The organism is Tropicimonas omnivorans (assembly GCF_031846565.1).
GTDB lineage: Bacteria > Pseudomonadota > Alphaproteobacteria > Rhodobacterales > Rhodobacteraceae > Tropicimonas_B > Tropicimonas_B omnivorans.
This window is the reverse complement of the sequence record NZ_JAVRHL010000006.1, coordinates 72,751-88,882: the sequence shown is the minus strand read 5'-3', so window position 1 is coordinate 88,882 and position 16,132 is coordinate 72,751. Positions and strand designations below refer to the sequence as shown.

16 protein-coding genes, 2 pseudogenes and 1 riboswitch are annotated in these 16,132 nt (G+C 67.1%); of the genes and pseudogenes, 4 read left to right on the top strand and 14 right to left on the bottom strand.

Annotation, left to right across the window (positions count from 1 at the left end; translation table 11 throughout):
- Window positions 1-188: 188 nt before the first annotated feature.
- The 11 genes from RM543_RS18175 to RM543_RS18125 form a co-directional block, all read right to left on the bottom strand.
- The gene (locus tag RM543_RS18175; protein WP_311694238.1) at window positions 189-920 is read right to left on the bottom strand and encodes an ABC transporter permease; all 732 of its coding nucleotides are present in this window, start codon (window positions 918-920) and stop codon (window positions 189-191) included.
- Window positions 917-1,642 carry an ABC transporter ATP-binding protein gene (locus tag RM543_RS18170; RefSeq protein ID WP_311694236.1) on the bottom strand — a complete coding sequence of 242 codons (726 nt, stop codon included), beginning with the start codon at window positions 1,640-1,642 and terminating at the stop codon, window positions 917-919. The genes RM543_RS18175 and RM543_RS18170 overlap by 4 nt, the downstream gene beginning before the upstream one ends.
- On the bottom strand, window positions 1,639-2,310 hold the full coding sequence (locus RM543_RS18165; RefSeq protein ID WP_311694234.1) for a TenA family protein: 672 nt from the start codon (window positions 2,308-2,310) through the stop codon (window positions 1,639-1,641). The genes RM543_RS18170 and RM543_RS18165 overlap by 4 nt, the downstream gene beginning before the upstream one ends.
- Complete coding sequence (locus RM543_RS18160; RefSeq protein WP_311694232.1) at window positions 2,307-3,242, bottom strand: ABC transporter substrate-binding protein; 936 nt, start codon at window positions 3,240-3,242, stop codon at window positions 2,307-2,309. The genes RM543_RS18165 and RM543_RS18160 overlap by 4 nt, the downstream gene beginning before the upstream one ends.
- On the bottom strand, window positions 3,239-4,222 hold the full coding sequence (locus RM543_RS18155) for a HesA/MoeB/ThiF family protein (protein WP_311694230.1): 984 nt from the start codon (window positions 4,220-4,222) through the stop codon (window positions 3,239-3,241). Before RM543_RS18155 ends, RM543_RS18160 begins: the two co-directional genes overlap by 4 nt.
- The gene (locus RM543_RS18150) at window positions 4,219-4,815 is read right to left on the bottom strand and encodes a thiamine phosphate synthase (RefSeq protein ID WP_311694228.1); all 597 of its coding nucleotides are present in this window, start codon (window positions 4,813-4,815) and stop codon (window positions 4,219-4,221) included. The genes RM543_RS18155 and RM543_RS18150 overlap by 4 nt, the downstream gene beginning before the upstream one ends.
- Window positions 4,812-5,582: a thiazole synthase gene (locus RM543_RS18145; RefSeq protein WP_311694226.1), complete on the bottom strand. Its 771-nt coding sequence runs from the start codon at window positions 5,580-5,582 to the stop codon at window positions 4,812-4,814. The genes RM543_RS18150 and RM543_RS18145 overlap by 4 nt, the downstream gene beginning before the upstream one ends.
- Window position 5,583: 1 nt before the next feature.
- The gene (gene thiS, locus RM543_RS18140) at window positions 5,584-5,781 is read right to left on the bottom strand and encodes a sulfur carrier protein ThiS (RefSeq protein WP_311694224.1); all 198 of its coding nucleotides are present in this window, start codon (window positions 5,779-5,781) and stop codon (window positions 5,584-5,586) included.
- On the bottom strand, window positions 5,765-6,733 hold the full coding sequence (locus RM543_RS18135) for an FAD-dependent oxidoreductase (protein ID WP_311694222.1): 969 nt from the start codon (window positions 6,731-6,733) through the stop codon (window positions 5,765-5,767). Before RM543_RS18135 ends, thiS begins: the two co-directional genes overlap by 17 nt.
- The gene (gene thiD / locus RM543_RS18130) at window positions 6,730-7,530 is read right to left on the bottom strand and encodes a bifunctional hydroxymethylpyrimidine kinase/phosphomethylpyrimidine kinase (protein ID WP_311694220.1); all 801 of its coding nucleotides are present in this window, start codon (window positions 7,528-7,530) and stop codon (window positions 6,730-6,732) included. The genes RM543_RS18135 and thiD overlap by 4 nt, the downstream gene beginning before the upstream one ends.
- A 60-nt stretch (window positions 7,531-7,590) precedes the next feature.
- A riboswitch (TPP riboswitch) is annotated at window positions 7,591-7,691 on the bottom strand.
- Between the two features lie 208 nt (window positions 7,692-7,899).
- Window positions 7,900-8,385 (bottom strand): hypothetical protein, encoded by a 486-nt coding sequence (locus RM543_RS18125; RefSeq protein WP_311694218.1) that lies wholly within the window; start codon window positions 8,383-8,385, stop codon window positions 7,900-7,902.
- A gap of 220 nt (window positions 8,386-8,605) precedes the next feature.
- On the opposite strand from RM543_RS18125, the gene RM543_RS18120 reads away from it, so the two are divergent.
- The 3 genes and pseudogenes from RM543_RS18120 to RM543_RS18115 form a co-directional block, all read left to right on the top strand.
- The gene (locus RM543_RS18120; RefSeq protein WP_311694216.1) at window positions 8,606-9,550 is read left to right on the top strand and encodes a recombinase family protein; all 945 of its coding nucleotides are present in this window, start codon (window positions 8,606-8,608) and stop codon (window positions 9,548-9,550) included.
- A 513-nt stretch (window positions 9,551-10,063) separates the two neighbouring features.
- Window positions 10,064-10,181: pseudogene (locus tag RM543_RS19030) on the top strand (transposase); the annotation flags it as partial.
- 215 nt (window positions 10,182-10,396) lie between these two features.
- Window positions 10,397-10,665, top strand: a pseudogene (locus tag RM543_RS18115) (transposase); the annotation flags it as partial.
- A gap of 189 nt (window positions 10,666-10,854) precedes the next feature.
- On the opposite strand, the gene RM543_RS18110 reads toward RM543_RS18115, so the two are convergent.
- A complete protein-coding gene (locus tag RM543_RS18110) occupies window positions 10,855-11,643 on the bottom strand; it encodes an SDR family oxidoreductase (RefSeq protein WP_311694214.1) in 789 nt (262 codons plus the stop codon).
- Window positions 11,644-11,661: 18 nt separating this feature from the next.
- Complete coding sequence (locus RM543_RS18105; protein WP_311694212.1) at window positions 11,662-14,511, bottom strand: FAD-binding and (Fe-S)-binding domain-containing protein; 2,850 nt, start codon at window positions 14,509-14,511, stop codon at window positions 11,662-11,664.
- A gap of 123 nt (window positions 14,512-14,634) precedes the next feature.
- Between RM543_RS18105 and RM543_RS18100 the strand changes: the two genes are divergently transcribed.
- The gene (locus RM543_RS18100; protein ID WP_311694210.1) at window positions 14,635-15,540 is read left to right on the top strand and encodes a LysR family transcriptional regulator; all 906 of its coding nucleotides are present in this window, start codon (window positions 14,635-14,637) and stop codon (window positions 15,538-15,540) included.
- A 14-nt stretch (window positions 15,541-15,554) separates the two neighbouring features.
- Here the strand turns inward: RM543_RS18100 and RM543_RS18095 are convergent, their stop codons facing one another.
- Complete coding sequence (locus RM543_RS18095) at window positions 15,555-16,130, bottom strand: amino acid synthesis family protein (RefSeq protein ID WP_311694208.1); 576 nt, start codon at window positions 16,128-16,130, stop codon at window positions 15,555-15,557.
- Between the last annotated feature and the right edge of the window lie 2 nt (window positions 16,131-16,132).

Below are 16,132 nucleotides of genomic sequence, written 5' to 3'. Positions count from 1 at the left end.
TCCAAGCTGACATGCGGCGGCGCAGCGACCGAACACCTGGCGGGCCGCGACGGCCGTCGCTTCCGGCCCATAGCCGACACTCATGTCACGCGCAGCGAATGGCAGTGCTGAACCTGAGACGCGCCCCAGTCTATCGCGCCTTAAACGGAGTAGTCTCGTAAACTTCCGAGCCAAAGTTGGAGCGCGTTTCAGCCATCCCACAATCGTCGGCATACGGCGTCAACGGCAGCATGCAGGGCCAGTGTCAGGACGGCCAGGACGATCAGTGCGGCGAACATCAGGTCGATCTTCGCGCGACCATTCGCCAGCAACATCAGATAGCCCAGCCCCTGCGACGCCCCGACCCATTCGCCGATGATCGCGCCGATGGGGGCGTAGACGGCGGCGAGACGCAACCCCGAGGCGAAGCCCGGCATCGCGGCCGGCACGCGGAGCCGCCAGAGGACGCGGCCAGGTGTGGCGTTCATGACGCGAGCAAGCTCCAGCCAGCCGGGCGGCGTCCGCATCAGGGCGTCGAAGAAGGCCGAGGTGACCGGGAAATAGATGATCAGCAGCGCCATCGCGACCTTTGACCAAAGCCCGTAGCCCAGCCACAGCGTCAGGATCGGGGCCAGGGCGAAGACCGGGATCGCCTGGCTGAAGACGAGCATCGGGCGCAGCAAGGACCGCGCGATCGGCGATGCGGCCAGTGCGATGGCCGAGGCAAAGCCCAAGCCGGCCCCAAGGCCGAGGCCGAGCAGGACCTCGGTGGCCGTCACGACCGCGTGCTCGGCAATCAGCGCACGGCTGGTCCAGAGTGTCGCGAAGACAGGATGGGGGCCGGGCAGGATGAAGCGTGGAAGCTCGCCCAATGTGACGACCGCCTGCCAGATCGCCAGACCCAGAAGCGTTGCGGCGGCGATGCGAACGGACCGCGTCATCCGGGCTCCATGAGCATGCGCAGCAGGCGTCCCTGGAAGTCGAGCGTCTCGGGCGCATCATAGCGGCGCGGTATCGGGCCGGGTGGCGGGGTCACCGAGGTGATCCCGCCATCCCTCATCAGAAGGACATGGTGCCCGAGCCGCGCGGCCTCGGCGGTGTCGTGGGTGACATGCAGCACGGTGCGCCCGGCCAGCAGGTCCGCCGCGAGATCCTGCATCAGGGCCCGCGACCGCGCGTCGAGGGCCGAGAAGGGCTCGTCCAGCAGCACGACCGGCCTGTCCTCCATCAGCGTGCGGGCCAGCGCGACCCGCTGCCTCTGTCCGCCTGAGAGCGCGGTCGGCCGCTTGGCGGCATGGCTGGACAGCCCCACGCGCTCCAGCACCTCCAGCGCCCGGTCTCTTTGCTCCTTCCGGCCCCGCAGGCGGGCGCCCAGAGTGACATTGGCGGTCACGTTCAGCCAGGGCATCAACAGGTCGGTCTGCCCCATCAGCGCCACACGCCCGGACAGCGCTTCGCCGTCGCCCGCAACCGCCTCACCCGCGAAGAGGACCTCGTCGCGGAGCCCGGCGAGCAGACGAAGCACGGTCGACTTGCCCACGCCCGAGGGCCCGAGCAGGCAGGTCCATTCCCCGGCTGGGGCCTCGAGCGCGAGCGGGCCGAAGATCGTCCCGCCCCCGATCGCCGCGCTCCCGGCCAGACGTAGCGCGGGCGGGCGGTTCATGCCGACAGACCCATGCCCCAGAAGTCGACCTCGAGCCGGGTCGCCACCTCGAAGCGAGCGCAAAGGCGGGGCCAGCGGGGAGAGCTCTGGGGCGCCTCTCCGAGGCGTCGTGCGGTCGCCGCGTCGATCAGGGTGCCGACCTCGCGACAGGTGCGCTGATAGTCGGCACCGGCATAGGTCGCGATCCAGTCGGCATAGGGTGTCTCGCCCGTCTCGGCTGCCAGCCGCGTTCCGATCTCGCCGTAGCCGAGCACGCAAGGGGCGAGCGCCGCCATCAGATCGAGAAAATCGCCGGAATGCCCGGCATCGAGCACGTAGCGCGTATAGGCTAGGTTCTGCGGCGCTTCACGGGCGGCGAAGAGCTGCTCCTCCGGGATGCCTTCTGCCGCGCAGGTCTCGATGTGCAGACGCAACTCCACGTCCAGCAGAGCGTGGACCGTGGCGGCGCAGACGCGCATCTCCTCAGGCGTCTCGGCCTTGGTGACGGCCAGGGCCCAGGCGCGGGAGAAGTGGATGAGGAAGACGTAGTCCTGCACCAGGTAGCGCAGGAACGCCTCGCGCGGCAGCGTGCCGTCACCCAATCCCTCTACGAAGGCATGGCGGGTGTATTCGATCCACGTCTTCCCTGCAGCCGCCTGCCACATGGGAAAGATCGCCCCGTAACTCATTGCGCGCCCAGATCGACCGCGAGTTCCGAGACGGGACGCGTCCCTTCGAGCAGACCGGCCTCGGCGAGGAAGCTCTCGAAACGCTCGTAGCGGCCCGCATCCAGCGCTTCCGGGCGAAGTGCGAAGCGCGGGAGGGTGTCGGCCCAGGCGCGCTCGTTCAATTCGTCCTGCAATTCCGCCGAGGTCGAGGAGAAGACCTCCCAGCTTTCCTGCGGATGGTTGATGATGAACTGCGTCGCTTTCTCGGTCGCGGCGAGAAAACGGCGGATCATCTCCGCGTCCATCGTTTCGGGGTTGGCGATGTAGATCAGCTCGTCATAGGTCGGCACGCCTTCGGCCTCGGGGTAGAAGCACCGGCCGGGCACGCCCTCGATATCCATCTGGTTGAGCTCGAAATTCCGGAACGCGCCGATCACCGCATCGACCTGGCCCGACATCAGCGCGGGCGAGAGCGACCAGTTGACGTTGATCAGGTCGATGTCTGCGGTTTCGAGACCCGCCTGCCCGAGCATCGCCGACAGCAGCGCCTCCTCGAAACCGGAGACGGAGAAGCCGACCTTGCGGCCTTTCAGGTCCGCGATGTCCTCGATCGGGCCGTCCGCCAGCACCAGCAGGCAATTGAGCGGCGTCGCGACCAGTGTGCCCACCCGGATCAGGGGCATGCCCTCGGCCACCTGAAGATGCAGCTGCGGCTGATAGGAAATCGCGAGATCGGCGGCCCCGGCGGCGACCATCTTGGGCGGATCGACGGGGTTGGCGGGGGCGATGATCTCGACCTCCAGATCGACCTCGGCAAAGTAGCCCTCTTCCTGAGCGACGATGATCGGCCCGTGATCGGGGTTCACGAACCAGTCGAGCATCACGCTCATCTGGTCCTGCGCGAGTGCGGGCGGGGCAGCGAGAAGAAAGAGAGCGGTCAGGGAGGTTTTCATGAAGTCTCTCCGGTTTGGTCGCCGAGGGCGACGAGGTAGATGTCTCCGTCCCAGACGGAGGCGAGCCGTTCGGCGGCCGTCCAGGCGCGCAGGCCCGACCGGCAGCAGAGCACGGCGCGTTGGCCGGGGGCGGGCACAGGTCCGTCCGGCCCGAGTGCGGTGGCGGTCAGGCGGTGGGCGGCGGGGCGGACCAGCGGGGCCTCGTCTTCACCGCGCAGGTCGATGAGGAAATCGCTGTCTGCAATCTCGGTCTGGGCGAGGAAGCGGGGCTGCCGCTCGGGCTCGGGCGCACCGAGGAAGCGGAAGCCGCCGAACCGGAAGGATCTCGCATCGAAGGTGACAAGCTGACCCGACGGCGAGGGGTCGATCCGCGCCAGAAGCGCGACCGCCATCTGCGCTTGAAGAGCGCCGATAACCCCCACGACCGGCCCCAGAACGCCGTCCTCGGCGCAAGAGCCGAGGCGGTGAGGCAGATCCGGGAAGACCGCCCTCAGGCTGGGAGCCTCGCCGCAGAACGCGCCGGCGTAGCCTTCCAGCCCGATCACCGAAGCGCTGACCAGCGGCAGCCCGGCGGCGAGGCACGTATCCGACAGGACGTAGCTTGCCGCGAAGCTGTCGGCACAGTCGAGGACCAGATCGACATCGGCGCAGAGCGAGGCGGCATTGGACGGGTCCAGGGCCGCGACGACGGGTTCGACTTTGGGGTCGGGGTTGAGCGCGGTGAGCGCCGCTGCCGCCGCCTGGGCCTTGGGTCGGCCGATATCGGCCTCCCTGAACAGCGTCTGGCGATGGAGGTTGGTCTCCTCCACCCGGTCGGGATCGGCCAGCCGGATGTGCCCGACGCCCGCGCCGCCGAGATATTGCAGCACCGGCGCCGCAAGCCCTCCGGCCCCGACGATAAGGACGCGCGCGCGCCGCAATCGCTCGTGACCCGCCGGCCCGAGGCCCGGAACAGCGATCTGCCGGGCATACCGGCTCATCGCGTCACCTCGATCCAGTGGCGCAGACGGCCCTCCGGATCATCGTTCAAGGTGATGTCCGTGACCGCCGAGACGATGTCCGCACCGGCCGCGAAGGCGCCGTCGGCGCGGTCGACGGTCATCCCCCCGATGGCCACGAGAGGCAGCTCACCGATCAGGCGTTTCCATTCCGTGACCCGTTCCAACCCCTGCCGCTCCCATTTCATCTTCTTGAGGATGGTCGGGTAGACCGGCCCCAGCGCGACATAGTCGGGCGCGAGCGACAGGGCGCGGTCGAGTTCGGCATGATCGTGGGTGCTGATGCCCAGTTTCAGCCCGGCGCGACGGATGGCGGACAGATCGGCGGTGTCGAGGTCTTCCTGCCCCAGATGAACCCAGTCGCAGCTCTCGTCGATCGCGATCCGCCAATGATCGTTGACCACCAGCACGGCGCCGTGGGCCCGGCAGAGCGTCTGCGCCCGTTTGACGAGGGCCCTCAACTCCGCGTCGCCCAGATCCTTGGCGCGCAGCTGCACCAGCTTCACTCCGAGCGGCAACATCCGCTCCAGCCAGTCCGCGCTGTCGAAGATCGGATAGAAGCGGTCGAGGGTCATTCGAGGAACGCCTTTCCGATCAGCGGCGTCGAGGGGGCCGCCATGTCGCGCGGCTCCATCGGGTCGGCCTCGAAGGCGAGCCGTCCGGCCTCGACCGCGCGGGCGAACCCCTCTGCCATCGCGGCGGGATCGCCGGCCCTTGCGACGGCGGTGTTCAGCAGCACCGCGTCGAACCCCATCTCCATCGCCATCGCCGCCTGGCTGGGCAGGCCGAGCCCGGCATCCACGACCATCGGCACCTCGGGGAACTGCGCCCTGAGCGTGCGGAGGCCGTAGATATTGGTCAGCCCCAGCCCCGTGCCGATCGGCGCGCCCCAAGGCATCAGCACTTCGCATCCAGCGTCGAGCAGGCGCCCGGCAAGCACCACGTCCTCGGTCGTGTAGGGAAAGACCTTGAACCCCTCGTCGGTCAGGATGCGGGCGGCCTCCACCAGTCCGAACGGGTCGGGCTGGAGCGTGTCGGCATGACCGATGACCTCCAGCTTGATCCAGGGCGTGTCGAAAAGCTCGCGCGCCATCTGCGCGGTCGTGACCGCCTCGCGCGCGGAATGGCAGCCCGCCGTGTTCGGCAGGAGCGCGACATCGAGGTCGCGCACCAGATCCCAGAACGCCGCGCCCGCGCGCTCGTTGCCTGCCTCGCGGCGCACTGAAACGGTGGCGATGCCCGAGCCGGAGCGGCGAAAGGCCTCGGCCAGCACGCTGGGCGAGGGGTATTGCGCGGTGCCCAGCATCAGGCGCGATGCTATGTCGGAGCCGTAAAGATGCATCTCAGCCTCCCTGCCGGGGAGTGACGATCTCGACCCGATCGCCGGGTGCCAGCGACACCTGCCCGCGCTGTGCGGCCGGGACGAAGTCTTCGTTGACGGCGGTAGCGACCTTGGCGTCGCCAAAGCCGAGTTCCTCGAGGACCGCGGCGAGCGTCTCCGCCCGCGTTTCGGTCGGTGTGCCGTTAATCATGATCTTCATGCCAGAACTCCGGTTTGATGCCGTCGCAAGCCGCCTCCACCGCCATCCGCGCCAAGGCGGGCGCCAGCAGGAAGCCGTGGCGGAACAGGCCGTTTACGTGGATCGTTTCGCCCCGCTGGACGAGGCGGGGCAGGTTGTCGGGGAAGGCAGGCCGCGCGTCGGCCCCCATCTCGACCAGCTCCGCTTCGCCGAAGGCCGGGTGCAAGGCGTAGGCCGCCGACAGCAGTTCGAGCACGGACCGCACGCTGCGCCGCCGGTCGTCGGTTTCGATCTGAGTGGCGCCCAGCATGAACAGCCCATCCGCGCGCGGCACGACATAAAGTGGGTACCGCGGATGCAGCAGCCGGACCGGTCGGGTCAGACGGATATCGGCGCTATGCAGCACCGCCATCTCGCCCTTCACCCCGCGCAGGTCAGGCAGCGCGTCCCGCGCCGCCAGCCCGCGACAATCGAACGTCAGCCCCTGTGGGCGACCGGGCTCAGCGATGAAGGTGACACCGGCCTGCTCCAGCCGGTCGCGAAGATGGATCAATGCCGCACGCGGGTCGAGATGCGCCTCGCCAGAGACATGCAGGGCCCGGTCGAAGCGGCCCTCCAGATCCGGCTCCAGCCCCGCCGGATCGAGCATCTCGTGCCCCGGCACGCGCCGCGCGAAGCGGTCCAGTTCGCGCCGGTCTCGTCCGAGGGCCAGCACCAGCGTTCCCCGTCGATGCACGGTCACGCCCTGCCGCTGCCACCAGGCGGCAGCCTCCTGGCCCAGCCGGACGACGGGTTCCTCGGCCGTCTGGCCTTCGCAGAATGGGGCAAGCATCCCGCCGGCCCACCACGAACAGCCATGCGGCCCGGGTCGGGGCGACGGATCGAAGACCGTCACCTCACAGCCGCGCGCGACCAGCTCCGTTGCCACGCAGAGACCGGCGACGCCGCCGCCAATGACGCGTGCCTGCGTCACGGCCAGACCTCGTGGAAATGATGGACGGGGCCGTGGCCGCTGCCGATGTCCAGTCGGTCTGCCGCACGGATCGCCCCATGCAGCCAGGCCTGTGCCCTCTGCACGGCCGCCGCGACGCCCGCTCCCTTCGCAAGCTCGGCCGCGATGGCCGAGGACAAGGTGCAACCCGTCCCGTGCGTGTTTCGCGTGGCGAGCCGCGGCTGCTCCATCGTGGTTACACCGGACGCCGTCACCAGCCGATCGATGCAGGTCGGCCCGTCGGCATGACCGCCCTTCATCACGACAGCCTGCGCCCCGAAATCGAGCAGGGCGAGCCCCTGCCCCACCGTTTCCTCCGCGTCCCGCGCGGGGGCGCGCCCGAGCAGGCGCGCGGCCTCCGGCAGGTTCGGCGTCAGGACATGCGCTCGCGGGATCAGCATTTCGACCAGCGCCGCTTCGGCGTCTTCCGACAGAAGCGCATCTCCCGACTTCGCGACCATGACGGGGTCGAGCACGACGGGTCCGTCATAGTCCGCGATCGCCACAGCGACGGCGGCGACGATCTCCGGCGATGCGAGCATCCCGATCTTGATCGCGCCTGGCTGGATGTCATCCAGAACGGCGGAAATCTGCGCGGAGACAGTCTGTGGCGATACAGGCTCGACGGCGAAAACGCCTCGGGTGTTCTGTGCCGTGATCGCGGTGATCGCGCTCGACCCGTAAACCCCGAGTGCGGAAAAAGCCTTCAGATCGGCTTGAATGCCCGCACCTCCGCCGCTGTCGGAGCCTGCTATCGTCAGTGCGGATGCGTATGGCATCGACATCTCCTCCACCGGAAATAGGAGATGGAGGTCGATAGCCCGCGGGTATGATGCCGCGTCAGATCTTGCTCCGTTCCCTACGCCGGTATTGTCCGGATCAGGTTCGATGGGTCGGCTTGCGCCTCTCAGCCCTGGATAGGGCACCCCAACGGAATAGAAGAAAGGCTACCCGCCAGCCGACCGACTTTCAACCTGTGAAGACCCAGCAGATTTGCTTGGAATCTGAACGGTGCGGCGACGGCGGGCTCCCTACAGCTCGGCTGCTCCGGTGAGCGAGGCAATTGGTGCGATTGACGGCTGTTCTGCATTGGGCAGCGTAATTCCAGCTGAACACTATGGCCCTTGGCCGCGGGTGAAGTCGGATATCTACACCGCCGATCTGAAGCCGGTGATCCTGAACCGGCTCGACCCTGCCCAGGACTGATCCCGCCCCTTCCCCCTTTTTTCCGAGAATAGACCGGCGTCAGCCGGGCCCTTTGTGCTGCGATGGAGTGTTGCGACATGCCGAAGACCACATCCCGCCCCGACTGGGCGCCCCTTGCGCGCCTCCTGATGCGCCGCCTCCGGCAGGCGGAGGCCGACAACACCTTCGATCTCGACATCACGGAGGATGGCGAGAGGATCGGTACGGCCGAGCCGCCCACGCGCCCCAGCGTGACCCAGTTGCTCGACGAGCTCGAGCTCAGCCAGCGGCACGACTGGCGCGATCTCGAGGCGATCCGCGCCGCCGGAACCGACGGCTGGACCCAGGACGAGAGCGGCGCTGATCGGCCCGCGCAGGCCATCCAGCAGCTGCAATTCGCCAGGATCCCGATCGAGACCGTGACCGAGGGCACGATCGAGGAGATGCATATCGGCCTGAAGGGCACGATGAACGCACTTTTTCTCAAGGACCTTGCGAAGAAGACGCGCGAAGGACTGCGCGGACGGGCTCTCGCCGGCAAATCCGCGGGCGGCCTGACCTACGGTTACCGGGCCATCCGCGCCTTGGATGCGGAGGGCGAGCGGATCCGCGGCGACCGGGAGATCCATCCCGAGGAAGCGGCGGTCGTCGTGCGCATCCTCGAGGCCTATGCCGCGGGACGATCGCCGAAGAAGATCGCCGAAGAAGATCGCCGAGCAGCTCAACGCGGAGGGCGTCCCGGGTCCGCGCGGCGGTGCCTGGGGTGCGTCCACCATTCACGGCAACCGCCTGCGGGGCACCGGGATCCTCAACAACGAGCTCTATGTCGGCAAGCAGGTCTGGAACCGGCTCAGCTACGCCAAGGACCCGACGACGGGCAAGCGCGTCAGCCGTATGAACCCCGAGGGCGAGTGGGAGGTGACGGAGATCCCCGAGTTGCGCATCGTGGAGGGCGAGCTCTGGCAGGCGGTCCGCAGCCGGCAGGGTGCCCTCGTCTCCGCGGGAACCTCAGTGCCTGTCTGGGACCGGCGTCGGCCAAAGTTCCTGTTCTCTGGTCTGATGAGGTGCGCCTGCTGTGGCGGCGGCTTCGCGAAGGTCAGCCGGGACGCGTTCGGCTGCTCGCAGGCGGGCAACAAGGGATGCGCCATCTGCACCAATATGGCGACACTCAAGCGCGTGGATCTGGAGAGCCGGGTGCTGAATGCCCTGGAGCATCACCTGATGGATCCGGGCCTGGTCGAGGAGTTTTGCAGGGACTACGCCGCTGGACGTAACCGGCTCCAGGCCGCGTCCCTGGCGGGGCGGAGCGCCCTGGAACGGGAGCTCGCGCGTGCGCGAGCCGATCACGACAAACTGGTGGATGCGATCGTCGCAGGCGTGCCCGCAGAGCAGGTGAAGGATCGGATGATCGTGCTCGACGCGCGGCGCAAGGATCTCGAGGCGGAGCTGGCGGAGACGACGGCGCCCTCCCCTCTCCGCTACCATCCGGCAATGGTCGTGACCTACAGGGAGCGGGTCGGGGCGCTGATCCGGGGACTCGGCGACGCGGAAGGCATGGAGGCTTGGAAGCGGCGAAGGACGCCCTGCGCGGACTGGTCGAGCGGATCGTTCTGACGCCCGAAACCGATGGTGGCTCGAGCATCGAGCTGCACGGCGCGCTTGCGGCCCTGCTCCAGCTCGCCACTGGAGGCGAAGCTCTTTCGCGGGCGGAAACAGCGACGACCCCGCACGGGAATGCGAGGCAAGTCACTGACAACGATGATGAATTAGTGTTGGTTGCGGGGGCAGGCAACCGCCGCTACCTACCTGACCTTGTCTGCACCGTGTGAAAATTATTTTCGCATTCAGCGACGAGATGGAACCTGACCATTGCTTAGGGGCGGCAGCGTCCGCATAGCCCCGCGACACACCTCAACGAGAGAGTTCCGCTTAAAGGCTGTGTGAGAGGTCGCCGTTCCGCCGTCGCGGACCATGTTTTGCCGAAACTACTGGAGGTATCGCATGGCTCGACACAGCTACCCGACGGACTTGACAGACGCCCAGTGGGCGTTCGTTGCAGGGCATTTCCCGTCCGAGCTGCAAGGTGGGCGACCTCGCCGAGCCGATCTACGCGCCGTGGTCGATGCGATACTCTAACTGCTCCGCACCGGCTGCCAGTGGCGTATGCTGCCAAGGGACTTCCCGCCCTGGGGCACCGTCTGGTGGTATTTTCGGCGCTGGCGGCTCGATGGTGTCTGGACGCGTCTGTACCGGGCTCTTCACCGTGCCGCACGGCGGAAGGCCGGCCGTCGGATCGACCCAACAGTGGTGACCATGGATGCGCAGTCGGTGAAGACTACGGAAAGACTGCGCAGCGACCAGGGGTTTCCGGAGGTGTCCAGCTTTTTACGAAACTGGACGTCTCCTGTCCGCAGCGGGCCATGGACCTGGAAAGCATTCTTTGCCAGATCGACCCCATCCTTCGTCGCCGAGCTGAGGCGCATGGTCGTGACCCGCATGTCGCGCAGAAGGCCCGGCATTCCGCCATCGACGGGCGGACCACCGGACATCCCGGCTACACCTTGTCCCAGCGGCGCCGGAAGAAGATCGAGGAACCCTTCGGCTGGGCCAAGACCGTGGCCGGCATGGCCCAGACCGTACACCGCGGCCTCGACAGGGTCCGCGCGCAGTTCACGATGACCATGGCGGCCTGCAACCTCGCAAGGCTGCCGAAGCTCTTGGCGGCCTGAAGATGGCAGCGAGCCTGGGCGGGGTCCGAACCCGCGAATGCCCCGCCCTCAAACCACGGTCGACGGAACAGCGTCCTTCCAACCCGACTTCTTCCGCAGCCTGCTAAAAAAGTCCGAGTTCCCGCCTCGCAGACGCACCTCCTTCTCGGACGTATTCCCCGGCAGGTATCGGTCGAACTTATCGGAGTTTCAGACGCTGCGGATCGATCCGCCGTCACACCGCAGCTTGCTCCCGGTGATGTAGCTGGCCGGGGTGCTGCAGAGGAAGCAGGCCACCGCCGCATACTCGCTGACCTCGCCGTATCGCCCCATCGGGATCGAGGCCTGCGACGCGGCCCGGATATCGTCGACGCTCTTGCCCTGCTTCTTTGCGTTCGCCTCGTCGATCTGTCTTGTTCGGGCGGTGTCGACGCGACCCGGGAGGAGCATATTGCAGGTGACGCCTTGCGCCGCGACTTCAGTGGCAAGGGACTTGGTCCAACCGACGAGTGCGGAGCGCAGGGTGTTGGACATAGCGAGGTTCGGGATCGGCTGCTCGACGCCGGACGAGGCAAGCGTCAGGATGCGGCCCCACCCCCGCTCCACCATGGTCGGCAGGAGACGGTTGGTGAGGTCGATGATCGACCCGATCATGGCCTGCGTCTGCGCCATCACCTGTTCGCCGGTTATGTCCCGTGCCGTCCCGGGAGGCGGGCCGCCGCAATTGTTGACCAGGATATCGACGCCGCCGCGTCGCGCGGTGACCGCCTCGGCGATCTTCCGGGCGGAGTCCGGATCGGCCAGATCGGCCTCGATGTAGTCGACTTCGCCTCCGGTCTCGGCGGCGATCTGGTAGGCGACATCCTGGAGCTTCGACGCATCGCGGCCCGTGATCGTGAACACCGCTCCCTCTGCCGACAGCGCCGTCGCGACGCCACGCCCCAGGCCTTGCGACGAGGCCAGTACCAGCGCCCGCTTGTTTCTCAATCCGAGATCCATTGTCGTGCTCCTCCTAAGTCAATTCTGTTTGGTCCGGCCTGTGGCCTCGAGACGATCCGCAATCAGCCCGAGAGGGTGCCGAGGAACGGTCTTGCTGAGGCGTTCCATCTGCGAGCGGCAGGAAAAGCCGGTCGCTGCCGCCGTCTCCGCCCCGTCCAGGGTGCCGGACCAAGACATCTCGAAGAGCCGGCGCGACACCGGCTGGTGGCGTGCCTTGTGTCCGAACATGCCGGCCATGCCACAGCAGCCGACCGCCGGCGTCTCGACTGTCATGCCGAGCGCGCCGAGCACTCGGACCCAGTTCTCTCTGGCGTGCGGGGCACCGGTCGTCTCGGTGCAATGCGTAAAAACCCGAAGGGAACCGCCGTCGCTGCCGGCGGGCCATTGGACGCCTGCTTCGACCTCCTGTGCCAGGAACTCCTGCACCAGCAGAACTTCCGGCACCCTGCGCCCGCTCTTCGGGTAATCCTGGCGCAGCGCCATGACGAAGGCCGGATCGACTCCGACCATGGGAACGCCGTGGGCGGCGCCGGCCCGCAGCGCCTCGAGCAGCCGGTCCGCGGCCCGCCCGAAGCTGGCTCGGTCACCCAGATCGGCGGCGGCCTTGCCGGAGGGAAGCATCTCGACGAAGAGCGGCCGATAGCCGAGGGCGGTCAATCCGCGAAGGATATCGGTCGGCGTATCAGAGTCGAACAGGGCCGAGAACCAATCTTGCCAGACGAGAACCGTGCGCGGCGGCAAGGTGCGGCGCGACAGCTCGGTGACCGAGACCCGCGATCGCCGGGGAAGCGGTCGAGCAATCCGCCCGGGCAGGTCCCGGAGCCCGAGCGCCCACTGCGCCGCGCCCTTCACCATGGGCCAGAGCGGATCGATCACCGGCGCCAGGCGGACCAGCAACGGGCTGAACCGCTCTCCGAGCAGTGTCACGTGATCCGCGAGGGGCCGCCGATGACGGGCGTGGTAGTCGGCCAGGAATGCGGCGCGCATCGTCGGGATGTCGACGTTCACCGGGCAGGTCGAGGTGCAGGCCTTGCAGCCCAGGCAGGTATCGAGTGCGGCGAGCACGTCGGCTTCATCGACGTTTCGGGTCCCGGAGCGCCGGTCCTCGTGCCAGGCCCGCAAGGCATCCGCCCGCCCCTTCGGCGACTGTCGCGGGTCTGCCGTCGCCTTGAACGAGGGACACATGTGCGTCGAGGCGGCGTAGCTGTGGCACTGTGCATTTCCGTTGCACCGGAATGCGCGCTCAAGGGGGTCGCCTTCCCCGCTGTTGAAGGTCCGGAAAGGCGTCGATCCGATGCCCATGACGGGCGTGTCCGTGGAGATCAGCTTGCCCGGGTTGAACCGTCCTGACGGATCGAAGGCCGTCTTTACCCCCTGAAGGGCACGATAGGCCTCCGGACCGATCCACTCCTCCAGGTAGGCACCACGGACGCCCTTGCCGTGCTCCCCCCAGAAGATGCCACCGTAGCTTGAGACAAGGTCAAAGACTTCGTCCGAGATCTCGGTCAGCGCCCTCCTGTCCTCTTTCGTATCGATATTGAGCGCGGGGCGGATATGCAGACAGCCGACATCGACGTGCCCGTAGATCCCGAAGTCGAGGTCGCGGCGCGCGAGGATCTCCAGGAACCCGTCAAGGAATCCGGGAAGGCCTTCGGGGGGTACGACGCAGTCCTCGACGAAGGCGACAGGCCGGGCGCGGCCATCGACGCGACCGAGAAGGCCCACACCCGCCGACCGTATCGACCAGAGGTTCCGTATCTCCTCGGGGTCGGTTGCCAGATGCGTGGCCCTCAGCCCCGGCAGTTCCTGAAGCCGCTGACGGCATTGCGACATCCGGGCCTCGAGGTCCACCTCGTCCTCCCCGTGGAACTCGATGAAGGTATAGGCCATGGGCTCGCCCGCCTGCACGCGCAGACCCTCCGGAAGGCGGTCGAGGATCCCGGCGTCGCTCGCGAGAGCCTGAACGCGTTCGTCCATGACCTCGATGGCCGTGGGATCGTCCTCGGCGAGCGGCAGGGCGGAGGCGAGCGCCTTCCGGAAACTGTCGAAGCCCGCCACGATGAGCCGTTTCTGACGGGGGATCGGCAGGAGGCGCACACGGATGCGCGTGATGGGCCCCAGCGTCCCTTCGGAGCCCGGAAAGAGGCGCCACCACTCGAAGGGACCGGAGACCGGGCAGGACCGGTCGAGATCGTACCCGGTAAAGCGCCGATTGAGATCGGGCGTGGACGCAATGAAGGCATCGCGCCCGCTTCGTGCCGCGCTTTCGGCTGCCTCCAGCATCGGCAGCGCCCAGTCGGGCGCGGTCTCGAGGCTCGAGACCAGCCCCCTGCCCCGCGCGATCTCGAGGCCCAGCAGATTGTCGGAGGTCTTGCCGTAGACCCGCGAACCTTTCCCCGAGGCATCCGTCGAGACCATGCCGCCGACGGCACAACGGTTCGAGGTCGACGTTTCCGGCGCGAAGAACAGCCCGTGAGGGCGCAGTTGCTCGTTCAGATCGTCGAGAACGATACCGGGTTCGACGTCTGCCCAGCGTCCCTCCGGATCGACATCGAGGAGCCGGTGCATGTGGCGCCTCATGTCGAGGACCACACCGCTGTTGAGGCTCTGTCCGTTGGTTCCGGTCCCTCCCCCCCGGGCGGTTACGGGCACGCCCATGAACTCCGGCCGTTCGGCCACTGCCATGAGGATCACGACGTCCTCGGCATCGAAGGGCGCCACGATCAGGTCCGGTGTGATCCTGTAGACCGAATTGTCCGTCGACAGGGCCGCGCGGAGGGCAGTGTCCCGGCTGATCTCGCCCCGAAAACCGGCGTCGGCCAGAGAATTCGCGAGTTCGTCCATTCGATGCAGGGTATCGTCGGTCATCGTGCGATCCCGGTCCTCAAGCTCGGACGCCCCTGATTGGTGGCCCCCACTTTCCCCTTGAACAGCGATGACCCGATCCGACACAAGCGTGGCGAGCTCACAGGCTTTGGTGTCGGATCAGCCATGCAATTCAAAATGCGCCAGATGGAAGTGTTCCGTGCCGTGATCATCGGAGGCTCGCTGACGAACGCAGCCAGGCTCCTGAACATTTCCCAACCCGCGGTCAGCAGGATGATCGCCCACATCGAGGACAGCCTCGACGTGGAGCTCTTTCAGCGCGCGAAGGGTCGCCTGATCCCGACGACCGAGGCGCTGCTGCTGCTCGACGAGGTCGAGAAGGTCCACAGTGCGGCTATCCAGGCGAACGAGTTCGTCGAGAACCTGGCACGGGAAATGTCCGGCGTCCTGAGGGTCGGGGTGAGCGCCTGCCTCAGCCCGTTGGTCGCGGAGAGCCTCATTCCGAGCTTCATGCAGACCTACCCGCGGATCACCATCGATTTCTTCACGATGCTGCTTGCGGACATGCCCGTCGCCCTTCTCAGCGACCGGATCGACCTCGCGGTCTCGGTGATGCCTCTCGAGAACGCGAATATCCGAACCACCGAAATCGCGGCCCGCCGAATGGTGCTGCTTGTCCCCGGCGACCATGAACTCGCGGACCGCACTTCCGTTACCCTCGCCGAGATCGCGGCGCATCCGCTCATCGTCCATAGCGAAGACATGGCATTGGGACGGATGGTCGCCACTGCCTTCGGCGACGGCGGCATCGACTACGAGACCAGGTGCATCATCCATCATTCGAGGGACGCCTGCGATCTCGTGGCGGCCGGAGCGGGAGCGGCGATCATCGACCCCTTCACCGCGACCATTGCTCGGTCCCGTGGCCTCAGCACAATCAGCATCGCAGAAGACATCGTGACCCGACCTTCGATCAACCACGTCTTGCTGCGGGAGCCGCGGTCCGAGGTAGCCTACATCATGGACCACGGCGCCCGGCGCCTTGCGGATGCGATCCCGCAAGAGAGATGAGACCGCCGGATGGCTCAACGCTGTCCGTCGTGTTCGGAGATATCCTCGGGCCGCAGACCTCCCAGACGCTCGTGGATCCGTCCACCGGTCGCCATGACGAGCCCGTAGAGAACTTCGCGCGGCTTAGGCGCGTCGATCGCCCCGACTTCCATGGAGCCGAAATGCCCGCGCACATATGCGGCTTCCTTGTGAAAGAGCGGGATCGGCAGGCGGTAACCCGTGTAGGCCACGGTCTTGGCAGCCGGAACGATGGCCTTGCCGCCCACGACCTCGCGCATCGACCAGCCACCGGCCACGTGCCAGATCGCGCCGTGCTCCAGTTCGCCTTCGACACCGACGATGGCGCCCTTCCCGTAGGCTTCGACGGCGTCGGGGCCGCCAAGAGCGTCGCTGAGCTCGGTCGCAAGCCGTTTCCCCAATGGCTTGAGAGCATCCATGAAGGGCATCAGGTCTTCGACGTACTTACCCGCGAAGGGGTTGGTGACAACGGCATAGGCGGCGCCGATGCGGAGCGCCGGGTCCTGGACCGGACCGTGTTCGTGGTAGACGGTGTCAATGTTGACCGAGACTTTGCGGATATCGACGTCCATGT

Coding starts and splice junctions, on each gene's coding strand:
- RM543_RS18175 (WP_311694238.1), bottom strand. CDS start 920: ATGACGCGGTCCGTTCGCATCGCCGCCGCAACGCTTCTGGGTCTGGCG.
- RM543_RS18170 (WP_311694236.1), bottom strand. CDS start 1,642: ATGAACCGCCCGCCCGCGCTACGTCTGGCCGGGAGCGCGGCGATCGGG.
- RM543_RS18165 (WP_311694234.1), bottom strand. CDS start 2,310: ATGAGTTACGGGGCGATCTTTCCCATGTGGCAGGCGGCTGCAGGGAAG.
- RM543_RS18160 (WP_311694232.1), bottom strand. CDS start 3,242: ATGAAAACCTCCCTGACCGCTCTCTTTCTTCTCGCTGCCCCGCCCGCA.
- RM543_RS18155 (WP_311694230.1), bottom strand. CDS start 4,222: ATGAGCCGGTATGCCCGGCAGATCGCTGTTCCGGGCCTCGGGCCGGCG.
- RM543_RS18150 (WP_311694228.1), bottom strand. CDS start 4,815: ATGACCCTCGACCGCTTCTATCCGATCTTCGACAGCGCGGACTGGCTG.
- RM543_RS18145 (WP_311694226.1), bottom strand. CDS start 5,582: ATGCATCTTTACGGCTCCGACATAGCATCGCGCCTGATGCTGGGCACC.
- thiS (WP_311694224.1), bottom strand. CDS start 5,781: ATGAAGATCATGATTAACGGCACACCGACCGAAACGCGGGCGGAGACG.
- thiD (WP_311694220.1), bottom strand. CDS start 7,530: ATGCCATACGCATCCGCACTGACGATAGCAGGCTCCGACAGCGGCGGA.
- RM543_RS18125 (WP_311694218.1), bottom strand. CDS start 8,385: ATGCATCTCCTCGATCGTGCCCTCGGTCACGGTCTCGATCGGGATCCT.
- RM543_RS18120 (WP_311694216.1), top strand. CDS start 8,606: ATGCCGCGGGACGATCGCCGAAGAAGATCGCCGAAGAAGATCGCCGAG.
- RM543_RS18110 (WP_311694214.1), bottom strand. CDS start 11,643: ATGGATCTCGGATTGAGAAACAAGCGGGCGCTGGTACTGGCCTCGTCG.
- RM543_RS18105 (WP_311694212.1), bottom strand. CDS start 14,511: ATGACCGACGATACCCTGCATCGAATGGACGAACTCGCGAATTCTCTG.
- RM543_RS18100 (WP_311694210.1), top strand. CDS start 14,635: ATGCAATTCAAAATGCGCCAGATGGAAGTGTTCCGTGCCGTGATCATC.
- RM543_RS18095 (WP_311694208.1), bottom strand. CDS start 16,130: ATGGACGTCGATATCCGCAAAGTCTCGGTCAACATTGACACCGTCTAC.